The sequence below is a fragment of the Lysinibacillus sp. NPDC097195 genome, assembly GCF_044762075.1.
Lineage (GTDB): Bacteria > Bacillota > Bacilli > Bacillales_A > Planococcaceae > Lysinibacillus.
Genome location: NZ_JBIWDP010000004.1, coordinates 24,556 through 48,773 on the forward strand (window position 1 = coordinate 24,556; position 24,218 = coordinate 48,773).

Here is a 24,218-nt window from a genome sequence, read left to right on the forward strand (position 1 = left end):
GTTTCCTCCTTTCTTGAAGTGATTAGTTAGCTTTAATTGCAGTTTTAACTGTAACTAGAGCTTTTTTAGAACCAGGAACATTACCTTTAACAAGTAGTAGGTTACGCTCTGCATCAACTTTAACGATCTCTAAGTTTTGGATTGTAACTACTGTGCCACCCATTTGACCAGGTAATTTCTTTTGTTTGAATACGCGGTTCGGAGCAACTGGACCCATTGAACCAGGACGACGGTGGTAACGAGAACCGTGGGCCATAGGACCACGAGATTGTCCGTGGCGTTTAATAACACCTTGGAAACCTTTACCTTTAGTAACTCCTGTTACATCAATTACATCGCCTTCTGCGAAAATTTCTACTTTGACTTCTTGACCAACTTCGTATTCTCCAACGTTCACGTTGCGGAATTCACGAATGAAGCGCTTAGGAGCAGTATTCGCTTTTGCTACGTGACCTTGTTCTGGTTTGTTAGAAAGCTTAACGCGCTTATCTTCGAAACCAACTTGGATTGCTTCGTAGCCGTCAGTTTCAACAGTTTTCTTTTGAAGAACTACGTTTGGAGTAGCTTCGATAACTGTTACCGGGATTAAATCTCCGTTTTCAGCGAAAACTTGTGTCATACCAATTTTTCTACCTAAGATTCCTTTAGCCATTTGTCACACCTCCTGTAAGTTTTAAAAAGTTATATTGTTTTTACCATTAAAGTTTGATTTCGATATCAACGCCAGATGGTAAATCAAGTTTCATTAACGCATCAACAGTTTGTGGTGTTGGGTTAACGATATCGATCAGACGTTTATGCGTACGCATCTCGAATTGTTCACGAGAATCTTTGTACTTGTGAACAGCACGTAGAATTGTGTACACAGACTTCTCAGTTGGAAGTGGAATCGGACCTGATACACTTGCACCTGAACGTTTTGCAGTCTCCACAATTTTCTCAGCAGACTGATCTAAAATACGGTGATCATACGCTTTTAAACGAATACGAATCTTTTGTTTTGCCATTATTTTCCCTCCTTCTCGCCTATTTTCTAGACATTCTCCACGAAAATTTTCCAACGCACCGCCATGGCAAAGCGGCCGGGTGTGTCGGCAACCTCTCGTTTCATCGCAGTCAAAGACCAACATTCAACATTATATACAATAAAAAAAGAATAAGCAAGTCTTTTCGCTAAATTCTTTTAAACGTTGTAGATTTTCTTTACTACTAATATTTCTCGCTTATTTAAGCCGTTTACTAGTATATATAATTTCTAAACATTTTGCAACACATAACCTGATAACACCAACGTTTTCTGACATTTTCAATAATTACTGTGGCTGCTTTTGCATTATAAAAGCAGTCTCTAAATTTAGAAACTGCTTACTAACGTTATAGGAAGAACACACATGCAATCCAACCGAAAATAACAAGTGGAATATTGATAAAGGTAAATGTGGGCACACATGTATCCCAAATATGATTATGTTGACCATCGACGTTTAAACCAGCTGTTGGCCCTAACGTTGAATCTGAAGCTGGTGACCCTGCATCACCTAAGGCACCTGCTGTTCCGATTAAACAAAGTATAGCTAATGGGCTCATTCCTAAACCTTGTGCTAATGGAACAAATAATGTTGCGATAATTGGTACTGTGGCAAATGACGAACCTATGCCCATTGTGACAATTAAACCGATTACTAACATAATGAATACTGCTAAGCTTTTATTGCCTTGCAGGAACGATAAAGAGTTTGTAATTAAACTATCAACATCACCCGTTGCATTAATAACCGATGCAAATCCATTTGCCGCAATCATGACAAAGCCAATGAACGCCATCATTTTCATACCTTCTGATAGAATCTCATCTGCCTCTCGCCATTTGAGAGCCCCTGTGAAATACATTATCATAATGCCGGCAAATGCACCGACAATCATGGAATCTGTCCCAATTTGCGCTACTAACGACACAATTAATGCTATTATTGTAGCGATAATAACCGGTTTACTTACATTGATATTTAATGTTGTTGTTTCAATATCATTTTGTTGATATTTGCGTGGCTTGCGATATACAAAGAATGCTATAGCTAAACCAACGAGCATACCGAAGATGGGAATCGCCATTGCTGCTGGCACATCACTTGCTTTGGCAACCATTCCGGCATTTGTTACTTGTGTTGACACGATCTCTTGGAAGATCGCACCGAAGCCAGCAGGCACAAAACTATACGTACCAATTAAACCGACCGCAATTAATGTAGCAATTATTCTTCGGTCTACTTCAAGCATATTTAAAACCTTTAGAATAGGTGGTATTAGCAATGGAATAAAAGCAATATGGATGGGGATTAAATTTTGAGAGAAAATCGCCATCATAAATATAAGAAGGAATATTAATACCTTTACTAAGCCTCTCCTATTACTTGAGCTATTTTTATTTAATAGGTTCAGCATACGAGAAATCACGAGCTCCGGTATTCCTGTTTTGGAGATTGCTATAGCAAAGCCGCCAAGTAAGCCGTAGCTTAATGCGATAGTAGCTCCTGCACCCAATCCTTCTGTAAATGATTCAACAGTCGCTTGAATCCCCATGCCGCTTGTTAAGCCCCCAGCAAAGGCACCTAACACTAGCGAAAGCACTACATTAATTCGAAGCAAACTTAATATTAACATGACAGCTACTGCCACAATTACCGCATTCATAAAGACACTTCACTTTCACACACTAGATTGTTAATATGTTAAACTTTAATATTCTAATAAACGAAAGTCAAGCAGTTTATATAGTTTTCAAAAAACTGCCACCAATCCCTTGGCGTTACAAAAAAACAGCATGACCTATATAAGATCACACTGTTTAGAGTTTCTACCTATTTAAATGTCTATAGTGATTCTCTGATCACTTTTTTGTAATAGCCAACTGACAAGACTGCAAAAATAGCATACAACGCAATATAGCAGCACATCGCAATCCATAATGGCGCAGCTAACTCCGACCCAAATAAAAACCATCCAGATTTCACCGCGAAATAACTATGAAGTAGTCCAATCAACAATGGCACACCGAAATTAAATGCTTGTTTCATAAAGATACCCTTCATAATATCTCTTTCTGAAAAGCCAATTTTTCTTAAAATCGTATATGCTCCACGTTCCTCTTCTGCTTCAGACATTTGTTTGAAGTACAGAATGCTACCTGTAGTCGTTAAAAATGCTAACCCTAAAAATGCAGTTGTAAAAATTGATAAGCCAAGTGATTCAATATTATTTTTTCGCTCAGCTTCAAAAGAATCGACTTTGTAATTTTGGCTAGTACCATCTGTATCTATAATGGATACAACATTTGCGCTTGATTCTTTATATAATTGCTCAGCTAGCGCAAGGTCTGACTTTGATTTTAGCGTAATAGCAGTTTGTTTATGCCAAGGGAAAAGCTTTGCTTGCGTAGATAGCTTGTTAAACAATGCATCTGACACTACAAAAATCGGTCCCCCACCTCCAGCCGTAATCGTTCCACCAATAATACTTTCATCAACAATCGCTTTCACATGCAATGTTTCTTGCAGTTCACCTGCCGATACTACTAAATCCCGATCTTTTTTTAAAGGAAACATCTCAGCCATATAGCCACCGTAGTTCGTTAATATAACATCGTTACCCGATATGGATGCTTGTGGTGAACGTTGTTGATAATCCGAAAGCGGAATCGTATAAATTGTTCCTTCTAGATTCGCAAAAGGGCTTTCTTGATGTGCATCAGCCATTAATTGGGCAATGGAAGCTGTGACACCTTGTAAGCGATACTCTACCTTGTCAAAAGCTATATTATTGTCCTTTAACTTAATTAAAAAGTCCTGACCTTGATCTTCATGTAAAATATAATCTCCAGGTACTTGGCTATAGGCTGTCGCCGCTGAAGAATAATACGAAATATATGATAAGGTTGTTACGCCAAGTGATACACCTGTTAATACGGTAATAAGCGTCAATGATTTAGCATTACTTTTCATGCGATGCATAATGGGCGTTAAGGCTAAGACATCATGGACAGATAAATGACCATTTTTCTTTAAACGCACTGTATTCATAATAAACGCTACGGAGAAACGGAAAACGAGGAACGTTCCACCTATGGTAGTAGCTAAAATAATCATCATATTTAAAAATAGATTACCTGCGGTATTAATATCAAACAGTTTTGTTGAAGCATAATAGCCATAAGCAATGGAGACAAGCCCTAAAAAGCCAATAATCATTTGTAGTGGACTAAATCGTTTTACTCGCTCATCAGCTTGCTTAGCCGCACTAAATAACGATAAAAGCGATACACGATGAATCATCCACGTCATTTGTATTAACACTACTACTAATAAAATAGCAAAGACGATCATGGATTGCTTTAATGCTTGTGTACTGAAAGTCATCGTTACAAGCGTTTCTTTTTCAAGTATACGTAATAAAATCATTGCGATTAGGCGCGAGCTAAAGAAGCCGACGAGCATGCCTATCAAAACAGCGCCTACAAATAATAACATGCTTTCTAAAGCCAGTAATCGTACAATCAAGCCCTTTGTCATACCTATTAACTGATATAAGCCAATTTCTTTACTGCGACGTTTCATAAATAAATGGTTTGCATACAACACGAAAAATAAAATGATAAAGTACAAAATATAAGTTGCAGCTTTAAACCCGGCTGACGCCGTACCACTCTTTTGAACAGTATCGAAAACTTCGCCATTATATTCTAATGTCACAAAAGAAAAATAGAGTGTCACACTAAAAATGAGTGCGAAAAAGTATAAATAATAATGCTTCATATTTTTCTTCATGCTTCGCAATACAAGCTTACTAAGACTCATAACCATCACCGCCTAGCACACTTTGCGTATGCATAATTTCTTGGAAAAAGGCCTGTCTTGTTTTATCACCTTTATACAGCTCACTATAAATTAACCCGTCTTTTAAAAACAGCACACGCGTACAGAAGCTTGCTGCCACCGCATCATGTGTGACCATCATAATCGTCGCTTTTTTTGTTTCATTAATACTTTGTAGATTTTTCAGCAGTGCTGTTGCTGATTTGGAATCAAGTGCACCTGTTGGCTCATCGGCAAATACCATCGATGGATTTGTAATTAACGCTCGAGCAGCAGATGTTCGCTGCTTTTGACCACCTGATATTTCATTCGGATATTTATTTAAAATATCTGCAATACCGAGTAGATAGGTTAGCTCCTTCACACGGCTTTCAGCCACAGCTTTTGGTAATATACCAATCGCTAACGGCAATAATATATTTTCTTTAACCGTCAATGTGTCCAATAGATTATAATCTTGGAATATGAATCCGAGCTGCTCACGTCGGAAATTCGCCAATGCCTTCTCCTTCATACCACGTAAGCTTTGGCCATTTATTTCAATAACTCCTTCCGTTGCAAAATCTATAGAACATAAAACATTTAGTAGTGTCGTTTTGCCAGAGCCTGACGGACCCATAATGCCTACAAATTCCCCTTCATTTACTTCTAAATCTATACCTTTCAGCACCTCTTGCGCCGTTGACTTTTTTCCATAAACTTTTTTTACTTTACGTCCAATTAACACTGCCATCATGTAACGCCCCTTTCTATACTACAAGTGTACCTTGTCTAGCGAATCATTTCGTGCGATTTACATGACAATATAAAAAGGTAGGTGACAATTTCGTCATCTACCTGTTAGCTTGGTATAGTCATTTTGTAAAGGAAATCGCAGGGTAAATATCGAGCCTTCATCTACAACAGATTGTACACTAATACGAACGCCGATTTTGTGTGCAATTTTTTGTGCTAAATACAAGCCCATTCCTGTTGACTGTGCAGATTCTCTCCCTGCTGTGCCTGTATACGACTTGTGAAAAATTCGCGGTAAATCCTCTTTACGAATACCTATACCATTATCCTTAATATGTAGTACTGTTGCCCCTGATGCATCAACTTCAGTAAAAATAAAAACCTCACTGTTTTTCGGACTATACTTTATAGCATTTGATAGCAGTTGCCTTACTATAAACGCGCTCCATTTAGTATCAGTCAGGACTACTTCCGTTAATTCTCCTACGTCGAAGCCAATATCCTTTTCTAAACACCAAGCTTGCATTGCCCGAATTTCTTTATAGACAACTGTTCGTAGCTCAATTTCTGTTAAATAATTATCTTTTTCAATGGAAGCTAAGCGTGTTTGATGTAATTGCTGATCAACTAATAGATGAAGCCTCAACCATTCCGCCTCGAGTTTCCTTCGCAAAGTTAGATCTTCAATATGCTCCAACATTAAATTAATCGTCGTTAACGGAGCCTTCACTTCATGTACCCAAGCAAGGAGCTCATCTGAATATTCCTGCAGCTGTACCTTCGCATTATTTAATTCTGCATCCTTGTCATAGAGGACATCTTCAATTTTTTTGTAATATGCCACTTGAAATGGTGATAATGCTAAACTACGAGTGTGGGGTTCGTCAAGTTGACTATCTACATTTCCCAGGAAATCTCTCAACTGACCAATTTCTCTTATATAGCGCCACATTAAAAATAAAGTAAACGTAACGACCATAATGATATTTAAATACCAAATAGAAACACCGACTAAGCCAACATCTAAAGAAAATAAAACGTTAAGGATAAGAATAAGGAAAACAAAAAAGCCAATCCAAGCAAGCCGTTCTCTTAAAAACAATAATGGCATTTTCATTTACGACACCTGTGTTACGGCTATATAGCCAAGTCCCTTTTTGGTCACAATGACTTCTTGTAAGCCAATATCCTCTAGCTTTGTCCGTAAACGGTTCACATTGACCGACAAAGTATTATCATTGACGAATCGCTCGTCATCCCATAACTTCCTCATTAAATCTTCTCTTGAAACGATTTGATTAGCTTTTTCCAATAGAATCCGCAAAATAAACAATTCATTTTTAGTTAATGATACGAGTTGCCCGTTAAACATAATCTCGCTACGTGCATAATCGACTACAGCTCCATTAAAGCGGATAACATCCATTGCTTCTTCTACATAGTCATAGGTACGGCGTAAAATGGCTTGTACTTTCGCAAGTAATACTTCCATATGGAAAGGTTTTTGGATAAAATCATCCGCCCCCATTTGCATTGCCATCACCATATCCATTGGATGATCGCGGGAGGATAGAAAGAGAATGGGTACCTTTGAAATATGGCGTATTTCACGGCACCAATGGAAGCCATCATAGGCTGGTAATTGAATATCAATTAATACTAGTTGAGGCTTCTCTCCTATAAAATCATCCATCACCTTTTGAAAATCTCTAGGTCCTACTACTTGTAGTGTCCATTGCGCAAAACGCTCCTGAATCATTGCAAAAATTGATGGATCATCTTCTATCAACAAAACCTTCATTTCCATTAGCATACACTCCCTTCACCATTTTATTTTAACATAAAAAACCAATCTGTAAGCGTCCCTACAGATTGGTTTTACAATTAGCATATGCTAAAAATTATTTTTGGATAGTAGCTACTACACCAGCGCCTACAGTACGGCCACCCTCACGGATAGAGAATTTAGTACCTTCTTCAAGAGCGATTGGAGCGATAAGTTCTACTGTCATTTCGATGTTATCACCAGGCATTACCATTTCAACGCCTTCTGGTAAGTTACAGATACCTGTTACGTCAGTTGTACGGAAGTAGAACTGAGGACGGTAGTTAGAGAAGAATGGAGTATGACGGCCACCCTCTTCTTTAGATAAAACGTAAACTTCAGCTTTGAAGTTTGTGTGTGGAGTGATTGAGCCTGGTTTAGCTAATACTTGACCACGTTGGATATCTTCACGAGCTACACCACGAAGTAATGCACCGATGTTGTCACCAGCTTCAGCGTAGTCTAATAATTTACGGAACATTTCAACGCCAGTTACAGTTGTAGATTTAGCTTCTTCAGCGATACCTACGATCTCAACTACGTCACCAACTTTAACTTGACCACGTTCAACACGGCCAGTTGCAACTGTACCACGACCAGTGATAGAGAATACGTCCTCTACTGGCATCATGAATGGTTTGTCAGTTTGACGTTCTGGAGTTGGGATGTAAGAGTCTACAGCGTCCATTAATTCAACGATTTTTTCTTCCCATTCTGGTTCGCCTTCAAGAGCTTTAAGAGCAGAACCTTTGATTACAGGAATATCGTCGCCTGGGAAGTCATATTCAGATAGTAGGTCACGGATTTCCATTTCTACTAATTCTAATAATTCTTCGTCGTCTACCATATCACATTTGTTCATGAATACTACTAAGTATGGAACACCTACTTGACGAGATAAAAGGATGTGTTCACGAGTTTGTGGCATTGGGCCGTCAGCAGCAGATACTACTAAGATACCGCCGTCCATTTGTGCAGCACCAGTGATCATGTTTTTAACATAGTCAGCGTGTCCTGGGCAGTCAACGTGTGCATAGTGACGAGTTTCTGTTTCATATTCAACGTGAGAAGTGTTGATTGTGATACCACGTTCTTTTTCTTCTGGAGCGTTGTCGATATCAGCGTATGATTTAGCTGTACCACCCATTTTTTTAGAAAGAACTGTAGCGATTGCAGCAGTTAAAGTTGTTTTACCATGGTCAACGTGTCCGATTGTACCAATGTTAGCATGCGTTTTTGAACGGTCAAATTTTTCTTTAGCCATTAGAGATTGCCTCCTCGAAATTGTATGTTTTATTTTTAAAATTTATAGAATGAATGCTGATAGAGAACGGGCCCATCCTCTATCCTGCAATCATAGCTTACAAATTAGTTATACTTTATGCAAGATGAAAATTCAATTATTCACCTTTATTTTTTTTGATAATGTCAGCAGCAATTGATTTTGGTACTTCTTCATAGTGATCAAATGTCATAGAGAATACACCGCGACCTTGTGTTGCTGAACGAAGAGTTGTTGCGTAACCAAACATTTCCGAAAGTGGAACCATTGCACGAACAACTTGAGAGTTACCGCGAGCATCCATACCCTCAACACGTCCGCGACGAGATGTAATGTTACCCATGATATCACCAAGGTACTCTTCAGGAATTACAACTTCTACTTTCATCATTGGTTCTAAAATTACAGCATCACATTGTTTTGCTGCTTCTTTAAGAGCCATAGAAGCTGCGATTTTGAACGCCATCTCATTCGAGTCAACGTCATGGTAAGAACCGAATACTAATTTCGCTTTAATGTCGATTAGTGGGTAACCAGCTACTACACCGCGGTCAAGAGAGTCACGAAGACCAGCTTCAACTGCAGGAATGTATTCACGAGGTACTACACCACCAACGATAGCGTTTTCGAATTCAAAGCCTTTACCTTCTTCATTTGGAGAGAACTCAATCGTTACGTCACCATATTGTCCACGACCACCAGATTGGCGAGTGAATTTACCTTGAACTTTTGCAGAGCTACGGAATGTTTCACGGTAAGATACCATTGGAGCACCTACGTTAGCTTCTACTTTAAATTCACGGCGCATACGGTCAACTAAGATATCAAGGTGAAGCTCACCCATACCTGAGATGATTGTTTGTCCAGTTTCTGTGTCAGTGTGAGCACGGAAAGTTGGATCCTCTTCTTGAAGTTTTTGTAAAGCTTGACCCATTTTATCTTGGTCAGCTTTTGATTTTGGTTCTACAGAAAGAGAAATTACTGGTTCAGGGAATTCCATTGATTCAAGAATCACAAGGTGTTTCTCGTCACAAAGTGTATCACCAGTAGTAGTATCTTTAAGACCTACTGCTGCTGCGATATCCCCAGCGAATACTTTAGAAATCTCTTCACGAGAGTTAGCGTGCATTTGTAGGATACGACCTACACGTTCACGTTTACCTTTAGAAGAGTTTTGTACGTATGAACCTGCATCTAATGTTCCAGAGTACACACGGAAGAAAGTTAATTTACCTACGAATGGGTCAGTCATAACTTTGAATGCAAGAGCTGAGAATGGCTCTTCATCAGAAGATTTACGTTCTAACTCTTCGTCACCATCAACTGAAGTACCTTTGATTGCTGGTACATCAACTGGAGATGGTAAGTAATCGATAACTGCATTTAACATTGGGCGTACGCCTTTGTGTTTGAATGCTGTACCACAGATTACTGGGTAGAATTCTACTGCAATTGTAGCACGACGGATAGCCGCTTTAAGCTCAGCTACAGTGATTTCTTCGCCTTCTAAATATTTTTCCATGATTTCTTCATCAACACTTGCAACAGCATCGATTAATTTTTCACGGTATTCTTCAGCCATTTCGCGGTGTTCTTCAGGAATTTCACCTTCAGTTACTGCAGTACCTTTTTCGTCGCCGTAGAAAGTTGCTTTCATTTCAACTAAGTCAATGATAGCAGAGAACTGATCTTCAGCTCCGATAGGTAATTGGATTGGGTGAGCGTTTGCTTGTAAACGTTCATGTAGAGTACCTACTGAATACAAGAAATCTGCACCTGTTTTATCCATTTTGTTAATGAATACGATACGTGGAACACCGTAAGTTGTAGCTTGACGCCATACAGTTTCAGTTTGTGGCTCAACACCAGATTGAGCATCTAGAACTGTTACAGCACCGTCAAGTACGCGTAAAGAACGCTCTACTTCTACAGTGAAGTCTACGTGTCCAGGAGTATCGATGATGTTTACACGGTGGCCTGCCCATTGAGCTGTTGTCGCAGCAGAAGTGATAGTGATACCACGTTCTTGCTCTTGCTCCATCCAGTCCATTTGAGAAGCGCCTTCATGAGTTTCACCGATTTTGTGAATCTTACCTGTGTAATAAAGGATACGCTCAGTTGTTGTTGTTTTACCAGCATCAATGTGAGCCATGATCCCAATATTACGAGTATTCTCTAGAGAGAATTCGCGTTTCATTAGGTATTTCTCCTTCCATATTGGGCTTATGCTATGTTTAGATTACCAACGGTAGTGAGCGAATGCTTTGTTCGCTTCTGCCATTTTGTGCATATCTTCACGTTTCTTAACTGATGCACCAGTGTTGTTAGAAGCATCTAAAATTTCGTTAGCTAAACGCTCTTCCATAGTTTTTTCACCACGAAGACGAGAGTAGTTAACTAGGTAACGAAGACCTAAAGTTGTACGACGTTCTGGACGTACTTCAACCGGTACTTGGTAGTTAGAACCACCCACACGGCGAGCGCGTACTTCAAGAACTGGCATTACGTTGTTTAGAGCAGCTTCGAATACTTCAATTGGATTTTCACCAGAACGTTCTTTAACTAATTCGAACGCACCGTATAAAATCTTTTGAGAAGTACCTCTTTTACCATCAACCATCATTTTATTGATTAAACGAGTTACTAGTTTTGAATTATAAATTGGATCTGGTAACACGTCACGTTTGGAAACAGGACCTTTACGAGGCATGTGTTTTCCTCCTTTCGAATAATTATCGATTTATTTTAGTAACTTTGCCTTCTAGTAGACATCACTTATTTCAAATCAGCTAGCATGATTAGAAATTAGTGATAGCTACATGAGACTCAGTAAGCATTAACACTTAACGTGTTAAATTATTTTTTTTCTTTAGGGCGTTTTGTTCCGTATTTAGAACGTGATTGTAAACGACCGTTTACACCAGCTGTATCAAGAGCACCACGTACGATATGGTAACGAACACCCGCTAAGTCTTTTACGCGTCCGCCACGGATAAGAACAACACTGTGCTCTTGTAAGTTGTGGCCTTCACCTGGGATATAAGCTGTAACCTCAATTTGGTTAGTTAAACGCACACGAGCGTATTTACGTAACGCTGAGTTTGGTTTACGAGGTGTCATTGTACCTACACGAGTACAAACACCACGTTTTTGTGGAGATTTAACATCAGTTAAAGATTTTTTAAATGAGTTATATCCTTTGTTTAACGCTGGTGATTTTGATTTCGTGATTTTAGATTGACGAGGCTTACGTACTAATTGGTTAATTGTAGGCATCGGTATTTCCTCCCTTCATTTATTCCTTGTTAATACCACACATCCAGGTGGTTCATTTTTTGGGTAAAAACAAAGTCTTTGTGTTTTATACACAAAAACTAATCTACAGCAATAGCAACTACTGCAGCTCCAACATGGATTCCACAGGCTTTGCCTAGTTCCTTTTTGGACTCGACAAGAATAACTGGTATACCGATTTCTCTCGCGAAAGATATGGCCGAATCGGTTACCCAATTGTCTGCATCAAGTGCCACGAAAAGCTCTTTCACTAAACCAGCTTGCATTGCTTTTACTGCTTGCTTTGTACCAATGATTGTTTGACTAGCCTTTACTTTATCATAAGACATTTTCATATCCTCCGAAGTTCAGACAGTTAACTATCAACCTTCAATATATTATCATTATCAATTTCCACTGTCAACTAATATCTTTAAAAAGTCCGAAGAGATGCACTTTTGTCATCTCTTCGGAGCTTTCATTTCAGTTATTCAGCAGAAACTAAATCTTCTGCATCAAGCTCATCTTTTTCAATGCGGATTTGACGGTAACGTTGCATACCAGTACCTGCAGGAACAAGTTTACCGATAATTACGTTCTCTTTTAATCCTAGAAGTTCATCACGCTTACCTTTAATTGCAGCATCTGTTAACACACGAGTTGTTTCTTGGAATGATGCAGCAGATAAGAATGATTCAGTTTCTAATGAAGCTTTTGTAATACCTAGAATTACAGGGCGACAAGTTGCAGGGTTTTTGCCGTTCATCACAGCATCTGCGTTTGCCTCTGAGAATTGGTGAATGTCTAGTAATGAACCAGGTAATAATTCTGTATCACCAGCTTCAATTACGCGCACTTTACGAAGCATTTGGCGTACCATTACTTCGATATGTTTGTCGCCAATTTCTACCCCTTGCATACGGTATACTTTTTGCACTTCTTTTAGTAAATATTCTTGAACTGTTGAAACGTCTTTTACTTTTAATAATTGTTTTGGATCGATAGAACCTTCTGTTAATACTTGACCACGCTCAATTGCGTCACCTTCGACAACTTTTAGACGTGCATTATACGGTGCTTGGTATTTACGAGTTTCTACATCACCTTGAACTGTAATTTCTTTTAGACCTTCACGAATTTCCGTAATATCAGAAACCGTACCAGCAATCTCAGAAATAACAGATTGGCCTTTTGGATTACGTGCTTCGAAAATCTCTTGGATACGTGGAAGACCTTGCGTAATATCGTCTCCGGCTACCCCACCTGTATGGAATGTACGCATTGTTAACTGAGTACCTGGTTCACCGATTGATTGAGCCGCAATAATACCAACTGCTTCCCCAACCTCAACTTTTTCACCAGTTGCTAAGTTCATGCCGTAACATTTTTTACATACACCATGTTTTGTATTACATGTAAATGCAGAACGGATTGTAATTTCTTCGATACCTGCTTCTGTAATAATACGAGCGATATCTTGATCGATTAAACCGTCTTTTTCTAAAATAACATCGCCTGTTTCTGGATGGAAAATCGTTTTCTTCGTATGACGACCAACAATACGTTCGTCTAACGCTTCGATTAGTTCTGTACCTTCCATTAACGCACCGATTGTTAAGCCACGGTCAGTTCCACAATCATCTTCACGAACGATTACATCTTGTGCAACGTCTACAAGACGACGTGTTAAGTAACCTGAGTCGGCAGTTTTTAGGGCTGTATCGGCAAGACCTTTACGAGCACCGTGTGTTGAGATGAAGTATTCCAATACTGTTAAACCTTCACGGAATGAAGACTTGATTGGAAGTTCGATAATACGACCAGCCGGGTTGGCCATCAGACCACGCATACCTGCTAACTGTGTAAAGTTAGATGCGTTACCACGGGCACCTGAGTCAGACATCATGAAGATTGGGTTTGTTTTCTCAAGAGACTTCATCAGTTTCGCTTGAATTTCATCTTTCGCTGCACTCCAGCTAGAGATAACACGATCATAACGCTCTTCTTCTGTGATGAAACCACGACGGAATTGCGCTTGAACTTTATCTACTTTCTCTTGTGCTATTGCTAAAATATCACCTTTGTCTGGTAATACGACGATGTCAGATACACCAACAGTGATACCAGCGCGAGTAGAATATTTGAAACCTAAGTTTTTCATTCGGTCTAGCATTTTAGATGTTTCAGTAATGTGGAAACGTTTGAACACTTCTGCAATGATATTTCCTAAGAATTTCTTGCGGAATGGGTTTACAACAGGTACTGATGCAAAATATTTGCGAAGTACTGCTGAACGTTGTGCATCTACTTTACCTTTTTCATCTAATTGGCTGTAAGCAGCATCTGCTTCAAGCTCTGCTAACGTTTCTTCGTCAATTGTTAAATTCGCGAAGTATTTATCTGGTGTTTCTTGCTCTAAGTTGAAATCAGTCGGTTCGTTAATATACGGGAATGATTCAGGCAAGATTTCGTTAAAGATTACTTTACCAACAGTTGTTAATAAGAACATATTATTTTGTTCTTCTGTAAATGTTGGGTTATTTAGTGAACTTGCTTTAATCGCGATACGAGTATGCAAGTGAACATGACCTGTATCATATGCGATTAGCACTTCGTTCGGTCCATAGAAAATAGACCCTTCGCCGCGTGCATTTTCACGTTCAAGCGTTAAATAATAGTTACCTAATACCATGTCTTGAGATGGTGTAACAACTGGTTTACCATCTTTCGGGTTTAGGATGTTTTGTGCAGCAAGCATTAATAGGCGAGCCTCAGCTTGCGCTTCTGCTGATAATGGTACGTGAACCGCCATTTGGTCACCATCGAAGTCAGCGTTGTATGCTGTACATACTAATGGGTGAAGACGGATTGCACGACCTTCAACTAGTGTTGGTTCAAATGCTTGGATACCAAGACGGTGAAGCGTTGGTGCACGGTTTAATAATACCGGATGCTCACGAATAACATCTTCTAAAACGTCCCATACGTCGTTGTTTAAACGTTCGATTTTACGTTTAGCAGATTTAATATTATGTGCAAGACCACGTTCTACTAACTCTTTCATAACGAAAGGTTTAAATAGCTCAATTGCCATTTCTTTCGGTAGACCGCATTGGTACATTTTTAAGTTAGGACCTACTACGATAACGGAACGACCAGAATAGTCAACACGTTTACCAAGTAAGTTTTGACGGAAACGACCTTGTTTCCCTTTTAACATATGTGAAAGTGATTTTAACGGACGGTTACCTGGTCCAGTTACTGGACGACCACGACGACCGTTATCAATTAATGCATCAACTGCTTCTTGTAACATACGTTTTTCGTTTTGAACGATAATGCTTGGTGCACCAAGGTCTAATAAACGTTTTAAACGGTTATTACGGTTGATTACACGACGATATAAATCGTTTAAGTCAGATGTTGCAAAACGACCACCGTCTAATTGAACCATTGGACGAAGCTCCGGTGGAATAACAGGCAGTACATCTAAAATCATCCACTCTGGAGAGTTACCTGAGTTACGGAACGATTCTACCACTTCAAGACGTTTAATCGCACGTGTACGGCGTTGACCTTGTGCAGATTTTAACTCTTCTTTTAAAGAATGCGTTTCATCTTCAAGATCGATTTTACCAAGAAGTCTTTTAATTGCTTCAGCACCCATCGCTGCTTCGAATGTATTACCGAATTTTTCACGGTATGCACGGTACTCTTTTTCAGAAAGTAATTGCTTGCTTTCTAAGTTTGTAGCACCTGGTTCGATGACAACGTACGATGCGAAGTAAATTACTTCTTCTAAAGCACGTGGAGACATATCTAAAATAAGACCCATACGGCTTGGAATACCTTTGAAGTACCAAATATGAGAAACTGGCGCTGCTAATTCGATGTGACCCATACGTTCACGACGAACTTTGGCACGTGTTACTTCAACACCACAACGGTCACAAACTACGCCTTTATAGCGCACGCGTTTGTATTTACCACAGTGACATTCCCAGTCTTTCGTAGGACCGAAAATACGTTCACAGAACAAACCATCTTTTTCTGGTTTTAATGTACGATAGTTAATTGTTTCTGGTTTTTTTACTTCACCGTATGACCAAGAACGAATCTTGTCAGGAGAAGCTAAACCAATTTTCATATATTCAAATTCATTAACGTCTATCAAGGAGCCTACCTCCCTCTAGTTATAGGTCTTTATAAAGACTCTTTTACGCAGCTCGACAATCGTTTGCAAAAATAAATTTTCGACAAAAGATCAAATAGATTGATTTCATTCGTAAAGAAAAGTCGGGCAGGGCGTTAAATCCTGCCCGACTAATTTGAAAAATAAGTTTGACCATATTCACACGAATGTGAACTTAACCTTATCCATTATTCAAAAGACTCTACTGGCTCTTCTTCTGTATCTGGCTGTGGCGCAATATTAAGTGCGTCAGCTGGTTGAAGATCTTCTTCTTCGTCTAAATCGCGAAGCTCTACTTCTTCATCATTGATTGTTAACATTTTAACGTCCATACCAAGAGATTGTAGTTCTTTGATCAATACTTTGAATGATTCTGGAACGCCTGGCTCCGGTACGCTTTCCCCTTTAACGATTGCTTCGTAAGTTTTCACACGACCAACCACGTCATCGGATTTAACAGTTAAAATTTCTTGAAGTGTGTATGCCGCACCATATGCTTCTAGTGCCCATACCTCCATCTCACCAAAGCGTTGTCCACCGAACTGCGCTTTACCACCAAGTGGTTGTTGCGTAACAAGTGAGTAAGGACCAGTTGAACGAGCGTGAAGTTTATCGTCAACCATGTGTGCAAGTTTGATCATGTACATGATACCAACAGATACACGGTTATCGAACGGTTCACCAGAACGTCCATCATACAGGATTGTTTTACCGTCACGGTTCATCCCTGCTTCTTCCATCGTTTCCCAAACGTCTTCTTCGTTGGCACCATCAAATACTGGCGTTGCCATATGGACACCTAAGTAGCGAGAAGCCATACCTAAGTGTAGCTCTAAAACTTGTCCGATGTTCATACGAGAAGGTACACCTAATGGGTTTAACATGATATCGACAGGAGTACCATCTGGCATAAATGGCATATCCTCTTCCGGTAAGATACGAGAGATAACCCCTTTGTTACCATGTCGTCCGGCCATTTTGTCCCCTACGCGGATTTTACGTTTTTGAACAATGTAAGCACGAACTAATTGGTTAACACCTGGTGGTAACTCATCGCCGTCTTCACGGTTAAATACTTTAACGTCAAGGATGATACCACCCGCACCGTGTGGTACGCGTAATGAAGTATCACGAACTTCACGTGCCTTTTCACCAAAGATTGCATGTAATAAGCGCTCTTCAGCTGTTAATTCCGTAACCCCTTTAGGCGTTACTTTACCAACAAGAATATCACCATCACGTACTTCCGCACCGATACGGATAATACCACGTTCGTCTAAGTTACGAAGTGCATCTTCCCCTACGTTTGGAATGTCGCGTGTAATTTCTTCAGGCCCTAATTTTGTATCACGAGATTCAGATTCGTATTCTTCAATATGAACTGAAGTATATACATCGTCTTTTACAAGGCGTTCACTCATGATAACAGCATCCTCATAGTTGAACCCGTTCCAAGTCATGAACGCAACAAGTACGTTACGACCTAATGCAAGCTCACCATTTTCCATTGATGGACCGTCTGCTAAAATATCGCGAGGTTTCACACGTTCGCCAACTTTTACAAGTGGACGTTGGTTGTATGAAGTACCTTGGTTTGAACGAATGAATTTTTGTAATTTATATTTTGTTAAATCGCCTTTAACTTCTTTACCGTCAACTGTTTCAATGCGACGTACGTGGATTGAACGAGCTTCAACATGTTCAACAATTCCATCATATTTCGCTACTACAGCCGCACCTGAGTCACGCGCATCTACGTGTTCCATACCAGTACCGACAAACGGAGCTTCTGGATTTAAAAGAGGAACAGCTTGACGTTGCATGTTTGCACCCATAAGTGCACGGTTAGAGTCATCGTTTTCTAAGAAAGGAATACATGCAGTCGCAGCAGAAACTACTTGTTTCGGTGATACGTCCATATAGTCCATTTGTGCTTTACTGAAAACAGTGTTATCTCCACGGAAACGACCAACAACTTCATCGTTAGTGAATGTTCCATCTGGATTTAAAGGAGAGTTCGCTTGTGCTACATAGTAGTTATCTTCTTCATCAGCTGTTAAGTAATCAATTTGATCTGTTACTTGACCAGTTTCATGATCGATACGACGATATGGTGTTTCGATGAATCCGAATTTATTTACCTTCGCGAATGAAGATAATGAGTTAATTAAACCAATGTTCGGTCCCTCAGGCGTCTCAATTGGACACATACGACCATAGTGAGAATAGTGAACGTCACGCACTTCGAAACCAGCGCGTTCACGCGTTAAACCACCAGGCCCTAATGCAGATAGACGACGCTTATGCGTTAACTCTGCAAGTGGGTTTGTTTGGTCCATGAATTGAGATAATTGAGAACTACCAAAGAATTCTTTAATAGACGCAATTACTGGACGAATATTGATTAATTGTTGTGGTACGATAGCGGCTGTATCATTAATAGACATACGCTCACGTACTACACGTTCCATACGAGATAAACCGATACGGAATTGATTTTGTAATAATTCACCAACAGAACGCAGACGACGGTTACCTAAATGGTCAATATCATCTGTTGCGCCTACTTGGTAAAGTAGGTTGAAGAAATAACTTACTGAAGACAATACATCAGCAGGCGTAATATTCTTCACTTCTTCGTCAATGTAGGCATTGCCAATTACATTGATTTCTTTTTGCGCTTCATCTTTTGGTGCATAAATTTTAATAGATTGGATTGTTACGTCATCTTCTAGCACGCCGCCAACTTGTGATAAAGTGCGGAAGCCGATACCTTTAGAAGAATCCTCTAGGTAAGGTAAAATCTTATCTAAAGTACGACGATCAAGTACAGTACCCTTCTCTACTAAAATTTCGCCTGTTTCTGGATCAACAAGCGTCTCAGCAATCGTTTGGTTGAATAAACGATTTTTAATGTGAAGCTTTTTGTTCATTTTGTAACGACCAACATTCGCTAAATCATAGCGTTTAGCATCGAAGAAACGAGAGTATAATAAACTTTTCGCACTTTCTACTGTTGGTGGCTCACCTGGACGTAAACGCTCATAGATTTCTAAAAGTGCTTTTTCAGTACTTTCAGAGTTATCTTTCTCTAGCGTATTACGTAAATACTCGTTATCACCGATAATATCGATAATTTCTTGATCTGAACCGAAACCTAATGCGCGAAGCAACACTGTTACTGGTAGCTTACGAGTACGATCAATACGCACGTATACTACATCTTTCGCGTCAGTTTCATATTCTAACCAAGCACCACGGTTTGGAATTACTGTCGCACCGAAGCCTTTTTTACCGTTTTTATCAGTTTTATCATGGAAATACACACTTGGTGATCGAACTAATTGTGAAACGATAACACGTTCAGCACCATTGATAATGAACGTACCTGTTTCTGTCATTAATGGGAAGTCACCCATAAATACATCTTGTTCTTTCACTTCGTCTGTTTCTTTGTTGTAAAGACGTACTTTCACACGTAATGGAGCTGCGTAAGTAACATCTCGCTCTTTACACTCATCGACATCATACTTAGGATCACCTAATGAATAATCGATGAATTCTAATGAAAGATTACCTGTAAAGTCCTCGATCGGCGAAATGTCACGGAACATTTCACGTAAACCTTCTTCAAGGAACCACTCGTAAGACGCCGTTTGAATCTCAATCAGATTTGGAAGCTCAAGCACCTCTTTAATACGCGCAAAGCTTCTACGCTGGCGGTGTTGTCCGTACTGAACTAGTTGACCTGTCAACTCATTCACCCCTCAATAAAGCGATATTAGGTCTTTGCAAAATCATCCAAATAGTGTATGATTTCGAAAGACAAAAAGAAAACGAGTCTTCAAAAAGATCTCATTTTCGGTTAACTAAACTTATCTTGGCAAGTATACCCATATTAAATCATTCATATACCAAAAGGGCACACGACCTCAAAATAATATTTTTGCATTGTATCATATTATCATAGCCGTTTTGTCAAGTCAATATTTTATACATATTTCATTTATTTTTTTGCACGCACTATCCAGTAGCCTTTTTTCTTCTCCACAACATCGACTTCAGAAAATTTTTCTTCTAAATAGCTAACCGTTGATGGCGCACCTTGCTTTTTCTGAATGACTACCCACAGCTCTCCAGAAGTCACTAGTTTATTATAAGCACCATCGTAAAAGCGGAAAACTGTGTCCTTTCCTGCACGAATAGGAGGATTGGTTAAAATAGCTGCTGCCTTCGCCTCATCATCAACATTCGATAGTCCGTCACTCACAAAAATTCGTACATTTTGAACACCGTTTACTTGCGCATTTTTTTGAGAAAGCGCAACTGCTCGTTCATTAATATCCATCATTAAAACGGTACGCTCAGGGTTTGCTTTGGCAATAGATAAGCCGATTGGTCCATACCCACAGCCTACATCGAAAATCTCTCCCTCGACATCCGGCATTTGAAACGCATCTATTAATACACGGGATCCAAAATCTACTTCGCTTTTACTAAATACACCTGCATCCGTTTCAAAGGAAAACGTATGCCCAAGTAACTTGAACGTCCAGTGACGAGGTTTACTTTCAGTTTGAGGCTTACTTGTATAATAGTGATCTGACATTTTCACGCCTCCTCAGAATGAAGAAAAAGCTCGCCACAATGACGAGCTTTCCTTTTGTATAGAAGTAATACGAGATTACTTAACTTCTACAGATGCGCCAACTTCTTCAAGTTTAGCTTTGATTTGTTCAGCTTCATCTTTAGATACGCCTTCTTTAAGAGCTTTAGGAGCGTTATCTACAACTTCTTTAGCTTCTTTAAGACCTAAACCAGTGATTTCGCGAACCACTTTGATTACTTTAATTTTTTCTGCACCAGCAGATGCTAATACTACGTCGAATTCTGTTTTTTCTTCAGCTGCAGCAGCACCGCCAGCAACTACTGCTACTGGAGCAGCAGCTGTTACACCGAATTCTTCTTCGATAGCTTTTACTAAATCGTTTAATTCAAGAACTGTCATAGCTTTGATAGCTTCTAAGATTTGCTCTTTGTTCATTATAATTTCCTCCTAATTGGATGTGTTTTAGTTTTTTTGCGGTCAAGCCGCGGAAGTTATGCGACGTAAAGAATTACGCGCCTTGTTCTTCTTTTTGTTCTGCAACAGCTTTTGTTGCAAGTGCGAAGTTGCGCACTGGAGCTTGAAGTACAGATAAAAGCATTGAAAGAAGACCTTCGCGTGATGGAAGTTCTGCAAGTGCTTTAACATCTTCAACAGAAGAAATCGTACCTTCAATAATACCCGCTTTAATTTCTAAAGCTTCGTTTTTCTTAGCGAACTCGTTGATGATTTTAGCAGGAGCTACAACATCTTCAGATGAGAACGCGATTGCGTTAGGACCAGTTAATACTTCATTGATTCCTTCAACGCCAGCAGCTTCAGCAGCACGACGAGTTAAAGTGTTTTTGTAAACTTTAAACTCAACACCAGCTTCACGAAGTTGTTTACGAAGTTCCGTCACTTGTGCAACGTTAAGACCACGGTAATCCACTACTACTACAGATGCAGCGCCTTGGAATTTTTCAGTGATTTCTTGCACTTGTGATTGTTTGTTTTCGATTGCTTTGCTCATGATGACACCTCCTATTAGAATGGGTCATTTATACCGACAAAAGTAAAGCCTCTGAGTCATATAGACACAGAGGCTGAAAGTCATCATCTTTAAAATAAGAATCCGAATTCCGATGTCCTCGGTAGGATCATTAAGTGACAAGTCACTCCTACTGTCTACGGTACAAATGGATGATTCACAACAGCATCCATCTTACCAAAGATACGGATAGCTGTCAATCGATTTATATAAAAATTACTTTACTACTACGTTAGCAGCATCAATTTTGATAGCTGGGCCCATTGTAGTTGTAACGTTTACAGATTTCATGTAAGTACCTTTAGCTGCAGCAGGTTTTGCTTTTTGAACAACGTCAAATACAGTTAAGAAGTTTTCTACTAATTTTTCTGTAGAGAAAGAAACTTTACCGATAGGAGCGTGGATGATACCAGCTTTATCAGCACGGTATTCTACTTTACCTGCTTTGATTTCTTCGATAGCTTTTGTTACGTCAAATGTAACTGTACCTGTTTTAGGGTTTGGCATTAAACCTTTAGGTCCTAATACACGACCAAGTTTACCAACTTCACCCATCATGTCAGGAGTTGCTACGATTACATCGAAGTCAAACCAACCTTGTTGGATTTTTTGGATGTATTCTGCATCGCCTACATAATCAGCGCCAGCAGCTTCTGCTTCTTTAAGTTTTTCACCTTTAGCGAATACTAATACGCGTTGAGTTTTACCAGTACCGTTTGGTAGTACTACTGCACCACGGATTTGTTGATCGTTTTTACGAGTATCGATTCCTAAACGGAAAGCAACTTCTACAGTAGCGTCGAAGTTTACTGTGCTAGTTTTTTGAGCAAGTTCGATTGCTTCTTGTGCGCCGTATACGTTGTTACGGTCGATTAATTTAGCTGCATCTTGCAGTTTTTTACCTTTTTTAGCCATTATATATTTCCTCCTTGATTGTGGTTATAGCGGATTTTACCTCCCACGAATAAAGGTTGCGCGTTCACAAAGAAACTCCGCAACCTTCCAAAAAACAAAAACATCAAGTAACTGGGATTAGTCTTCGATAACAATACCCATGCTTCGTGCAGTACCTTCAACCATTAACATAGCAGCTTCAACTGAAGCAGCGTTAAGGTCTGGCATTTTAGTTTCAGCGATTTCGCGAACTTTATCACGTTTAACCGTTGCAACTTTTTTACGGTTTGGTTCACCAGATCCAGATTGGATACCAGCTGCTACTTTAAGTAAAACTGCTGCAGGTGGAGTTTTCGTAATGAAAGTAAATGAACGGTCCTCGAATACTGAAATTTCAACTGGAATAATAAGACCAGCTTGATCAGCAGTACGCGCATTGAATTCTTTACAGAATCCCATGATGTTCACACCTGCTTGACCTAATGCAGGACCAACCGGTGGAGCTGGGTTTGCTTTACCAGCAGGGATTTGAAGTTTAACAACTTTAATAACTTTTTTAGCCACGAGACACACCTCCTTAAGTCCGTGATGTGGTAATTGGGTTGCCCCTCCCACTCAATATCTGTCTGTCAGCTAAGTGCCGATAACATTAAAATTATCATTACAGACGTCATCCGAAGTATGACAGTCTGACCTTTGAAATGATACCACTTTTAATTTTTTTAAGCAAGTAGTAATTAACAAAATCTGCGATATACGCTCAATCGTACGTAATATGGTACTAGAATGTAATACTATAATTTTTGAATTTGTTCAAAATCTAGCTCCATAATCGTTTCGCGACCAAACATATCTACAGAAACTTTCAGCTTTCCTTTTTCGGCGTCGATTTCTTCAACACGTCCTTGGAAGTGCGCAAATGGTCCTTCTAATACTTCAACTGCTTCACCAACAGTAATATCGATTTCCACAATTTTATCAGTCATGCCCATTTGTTGTAATAGACGATCCGCTTCTTCTGGTAAAAGAGGCGTTGGTTTCGCTCCGCCACCTGATGAACCAATAAATCCAGTAACACCTGGTGTATTGCGGACAACATACCAAGAATCATCTGTCATAATTAGCTCAACTAGAACATAACCAGGGAAGACCTTACGCATCATTGTCTTCTTTTTGCCGTCCTTCATTTCTGTTTCCTCGTGCTCAGGCACGATCACACGGAAGATTTTATCTTGCATCCCCATTGTTTCAACACGTTTTTCTAGGTTTGCTTTTACACGGTTCTCATACCCTGAATACGTATGAACAACATACCAATTTTTCTCCATAACTGCTAGGACTACTCGTCCGTCCCTCCCTTACTAATAAAAGTGAAAATGATCGCGATATGCAAAATGCATCCTTTATTCTTTTCACAAACTTCCCATAAGAAAAACATAGCTTTCGCCTTAGCAAGCGAAAGCTCGATGATATACACCTAATTAGCATAGTCATCTATTGCTACTAACATACT

At 39.5% G+C, this 24,218-nt stretch carries 20 protein-coding genes and 1 other annotated feature; all 20 genes read right to left on the minus strand.

Annotation, left to right across the window (positions count from 1 at the left end):
• Positions 1 to 22 precede the first annotated feature (22 nt).
• Entirely contained in the window at positions 23 to 652 is a 630-nt protein-coding gene (gene rplC / locus ACIQXI_RS17235) for a 50S ribosomal protein L3 (RefSeq protein ID WP_402927301.1), read from the minus strand.
• A 46-nt stretch (positions 653 to 698) separates the two neighbouring features.
• On the minus strand, positions 699 to 1,007 hold the full coding sequence (gene rpsJ / locus ACIQXI_RS17240; RefSeq protein WP_004233624.1) for a 30S ribosomal protein S10: 309 nt from the start codon (positions 1,005 to 1,007) through the stop codon (positions 699 to 701).
• Between the two features lie 367 nt (positions 1,008 to 1,374).
• A complete protein-coding gene (locus ACIQXI_RS17245; RefSeq protein ID WP_402927303.1) occupies positions 1,375 to 2,691 on the minus strand; it encodes a Na+/H+ antiporter family protein in 1,317 nt (438 codons plus the stop codon).
• 179 nt (positions 2,692 to 2,870) lie between these two features.
• On the minus strand, positions 2,871 to 4,850 hold the full coding sequence (locus ACIQXI_RS17250) for an FtsX-like permease family protein (protein WP_402927304.1): 1,980 nt from the start codon (positions 4,848 to 4,850) through the stop codon (positions 2,871 to 2,873).
• Entirely contained in the window at positions 4,840 to 5,601 is a 762-nt protein-coding gene (locus ACIQXI_RS17255) for an ABC transporter ATP-binding protein (RefSeq protein WP_402927306.1), read from the minus strand. Before ACIQXI_RS17255 ends, ACIQXI_RS17250 begins: the two co-directional genes overlap by 11 nt.
• Before the next feature lie 96 nt (positions 5,602 to 5,697).
• Positions 5,698 to 6,720, minus strand: coding sequence for a sensor histidine kinase (locus ACIQXI_RS17260; protein ID WP_402927308.1), 1,023 nt, complete (start codon positions 6,718 to 6,720; stop codon positions 5,698 to 5,700).
• Positions 6,721 to 7,404 (minus strand): response regulator, encoded by a 684-nt coding sequence (locus ACIQXI_RS17265; protein WP_402927550.1) that lies wholly within the window; start codon positions 7,402 to 7,404, stop codon positions 6,721 to 6,723.
• 100 nt (positions 7,405 to 7,504) lie between these two features.
• Entirely contained in the window at positions 7,505 to 8,692 is a 1,188-nt protein-coding gene (tuf, locus tag ACIQXI_RS17270; RefSeq protein ID WP_401012524.1) for an elongation factor Tu, read from the minus strand.
• Positions 8,693 to 8,828: 136 nt separating this feature from the next.
• The gene (gene fusA / locus ACIQXI_RS17275) at positions 8,829 to 10,907 is read right to left on the minus strand and encodes an elongation factor G (RefSeq protein ID WP_402927309.1); all 2,079 of its coding nucleotides are present in this window, start codon (positions 10,905 to 10,907) and stop codon (positions 8,829 to 8,831) included.
• 42 nt (positions 10,908 to 10,949) lie between these two features.
• Positions 10,950 to 11,420 (minus strand): 30S ribosomal protein S7, encoded by a 471-nt coding sequence (gene rpsG, locus ACIQXI_RS17280; RefSeq protein ID WP_024364378.1) that lies wholly within the window; start codon positions 11,418 to 11,420, stop codon positions 10,950 to 10,952.
• Between the two features lie 146 nt (positions 11,421 to 11,566).
• Entirely contained in the window at positions 11,567 to 11,986 is a 420-nt protein-coding gene (gene rpsL / locus ACIQXI_RS17285) for a 30S ribosomal protein S12 (RefSeq protein ID WP_010860613.1), read from the minus strand.
• Between the two features lie 98 nt (positions 11,987 to 12,084).
• On the minus strand, positions 12,085 to 12,333 hold the full coding sequence (locus ACIQXI_RS17290) for a ribosomal L7Ae/L30e/S12e/Gadd45 family protein (protein WP_402927310.1): 249 nt from the start codon (positions 12,331 to 12,333) through the stop codon (positions 12,085 to 12,087).
• 137 nt (positions 12,334 to 12,470) lie between these two features.
• The gene (rpoC, locus tag ACIQXI_RS17295) at positions 12,471 to 16,157 is read right to left on the minus strand and encodes a DNA-directed RNA polymerase subunit beta' (RefSeq protein WP_402927311.1); all 3,687 of its coding nucleotides are present in this window, start codon (positions 16,155 to 16,157) and stop codon (positions 12,471 to 12,473) included.
• Positions 16,158 to 16,363: 206 nt separating this feature from the next.
• Positions 16,364 to 19,939, minus strand: coding sequence for a DNA-directed RNA polymerase subunit beta (rpoB, locus tag ACIQXI_RS17300; RefSeq protein ID WP_402927313.1), 3,576 nt, complete (start codon positions 19,937 to 19,939; stop codon positions 16,364 to 16,366).
• Positions 19,940 to 20,181: 242 nt separating this feature from the next.
• Positions 20,182 to 20,784, minus strand: a complete 603-nt coding sequence (locus ACIQXI_RS17305; RefSeq protein WP_402927314.1) for a class I SAM-dependent methyltransferase — start codon at positions 20,782 to 20,784, stop codon at positions 20,182 to 20,184.
• A 75-nt stretch (positions 20,785 to 20,859) separates the two neighbouring features.
• The gene (gene rplL, locus ACIQXI_RS17310; protein ID WP_010860618.1) at positions 20,860 to 21,219 is read right to left on the minus strand and encodes a 50S ribosomal protein L7/L12; all 360 of its coding nucleotides are present in this window, start codon (positions 21,217 to 21,219) and stop codon (positions 20,860 to 20,862) included.
• Between the two features lie 73 nt (positions 21,220 to 21,292).
• Positions 21,293 to 21,793, minus strand: a complete 501-nt coding sequence (gene rplJ / locus ACIQXI_RS17315) for a 50S ribosomal protein L10 (protein WP_173479249.1) — start codon at positions 21,791 to 21,793, stop codon at positions 21,293 to 21,295.
• A gap of 32 nt (positions 21,794 to 21,825) precedes the next feature.
• Positions 21,826 to 21,972: a sequence feature (ribosomal protein L10 leader region), on the minus strand.
• A 55-nt stretch (positions 21,973 to 22,027) separates the two neighbouring features.
• The gene (gene rplA / locus ACIQXI_RS17320; RefSeq protein ID WP_402927315.1) at positions 22,028 to 22,726 is read right to left on the minus strand and encodes a 50S ribosomal protein L1; all 699 of its coding nucleotides are present in this window, start codon (positions 22,724 to 22,726) and stop codon (positions 22,028 to 22,030) included.
• 117 nt (positions 22,727 to 22,843) lie between these two features.
• Positions 22,844 to 23,269: a 50S ribosomal protein L11 gene (gene rplK, locus ACIQXI_RS17325; protein WP_004233593.1), complete on the minus strand. Its 426-nt coding sequence runs from the start codon at positions 23,267 to 23,269 to the stop codon at positions 22,844 to 22,846.
• Between the two features lie 230 nt (positions 23,270 to 23,499).
• A complete protein-coding gene (gene nusG / locus ACIQXI_RS17330) occupies positions 23,500 to 24,033 on the minus strand; it encodes a transcription termination/antitermination protein NusG (RefSeq protein WP_402927316.1) in 534 nt (177 codons plus the stop codon).
• Between the last annotated feature and the right edge of the window lie 185 nt (positions 24,034 to 24,218).

Excerpts from the sequence above, each read along its gene's own strand:
- rplC (WP_402927301.1), bottom strand. The coding sequence starts at position 652 with ATGGCTAAAGGAATCTTAGGTAGAAAAATTGGTATGACACAAGTTTTC.
- rpsJ (WP_004233624.1), bottom strand. The coding sequence starts at position 1,007 with ATGGCAAAACAAAAGATTCGTATTCGTTTAAAAGCGTATGATCACCGT.
- ACIQXI_RS17245 (WP_402927303.1), bottom strand. The coding sequence starts at position 2,691 with ATGAATGCGGTAATTGTGGCAGTAGCTGTCATGTTAATATTAAGTTTG.
- ACIQXI_RS17250 (WP_402927304.1), bottom strand. The coding sequence starts at position 4,850 with ATGAGTCTTAGTAAGCTTGTATTGCGAAGCATGAAGAAAAATATGAAG.
- ACIQXI_RS17255 (WP_402927306.1), bottom strand. The coding sequence starts at position 5,601 with ATGGCAGTGTTAATTGGACGTAAAGTAAAAAAAGTTTATGGAAAAAAG.
- ACIQXI_RS17260 (WP_402927308.1), bottom strand. The coding sequence starts at position 6,720 with ATGAAAATGCCATTATTGTTTTTAAGAGAACGGCTTGCTTGGATTGGC.
- ACIQXI_RS17265 (WP_402927550.1), bottom strand. The coding sequence starts at position 7,404 with ATGAAGGTTTTGTTGATAGAAGATGATCCATCAATTTTTGCAATGATT.
- tuf (WP_401012524.1), bottom strand. The coding sequence starts at position 8,692 with ATGGCTAAAGAAAAATTTGACCGTTCAAAAACGCATGCTAACATTGGT.
- fusA (WP_402927309.1), bottom strand. The coding sequence starts at position 10,907 with ATGAAACGCGAATTCTCTCTAGAGAATACTCGTAATATTGGGATCATG.
- rpsG (WP_024364378.1), bottom strand. The coding sequence starts at position 11,420 with ATGCCTCGTAAAGGTCCTGTTTCCAAACGTGACGTGTTACCAGATCCA.
- rpsL (WP_010860613.1), bottom strand. The coding sequence starts at position 11,986 with ATGCCTACAATTAACCAATTAGTACGTAAGCCTCGTCAATCTAAAATC.
- ACIQXI_RS17290 (WP_402927310.1), bottom strand. The coding sequence starts at position 12,333 with ATGTCTTATGATAAAGTAAAGGCTAGTCAAACAATCATTGGTACAAAG.
- ACIQXI_RS17305 (WP_402927314.1), bottom strand. The coding sequence starts at position 20,784 with ATGTCAGATCACTATTATACAAGTAAGCCTCAAACTGAAAGTAAACCT.
- rplL (WP_010860618.1), bottom strand. The coding sequence starts at position 21,219 with ATGAACAAAGAGCAAATCTTAGAAGCTATCAAAGCTATGACAGTTCTT.
- rplJ (WP_173479249.1), bottom strand. The coding sequence starts at position 21,793 with ATGAGCAAAGCAATCGAAAACAAACAATCACAAGTGCAAGAAATCACT.
- rplA (WP_402927315.1), bottom strand. The coding sequence starts at position 22,726 with ATGGCTAAAAAAGGTAAAAAACTGCAAGATGCAGCTAAATTAATCGAC.
- nusG (WP_402927316.1), bottom strand. The coding sequence starts at position 24,033 with ATGGAGAAAAATTGGTATGTTGTTCATACGTATTCAGGGTATGAGAAC.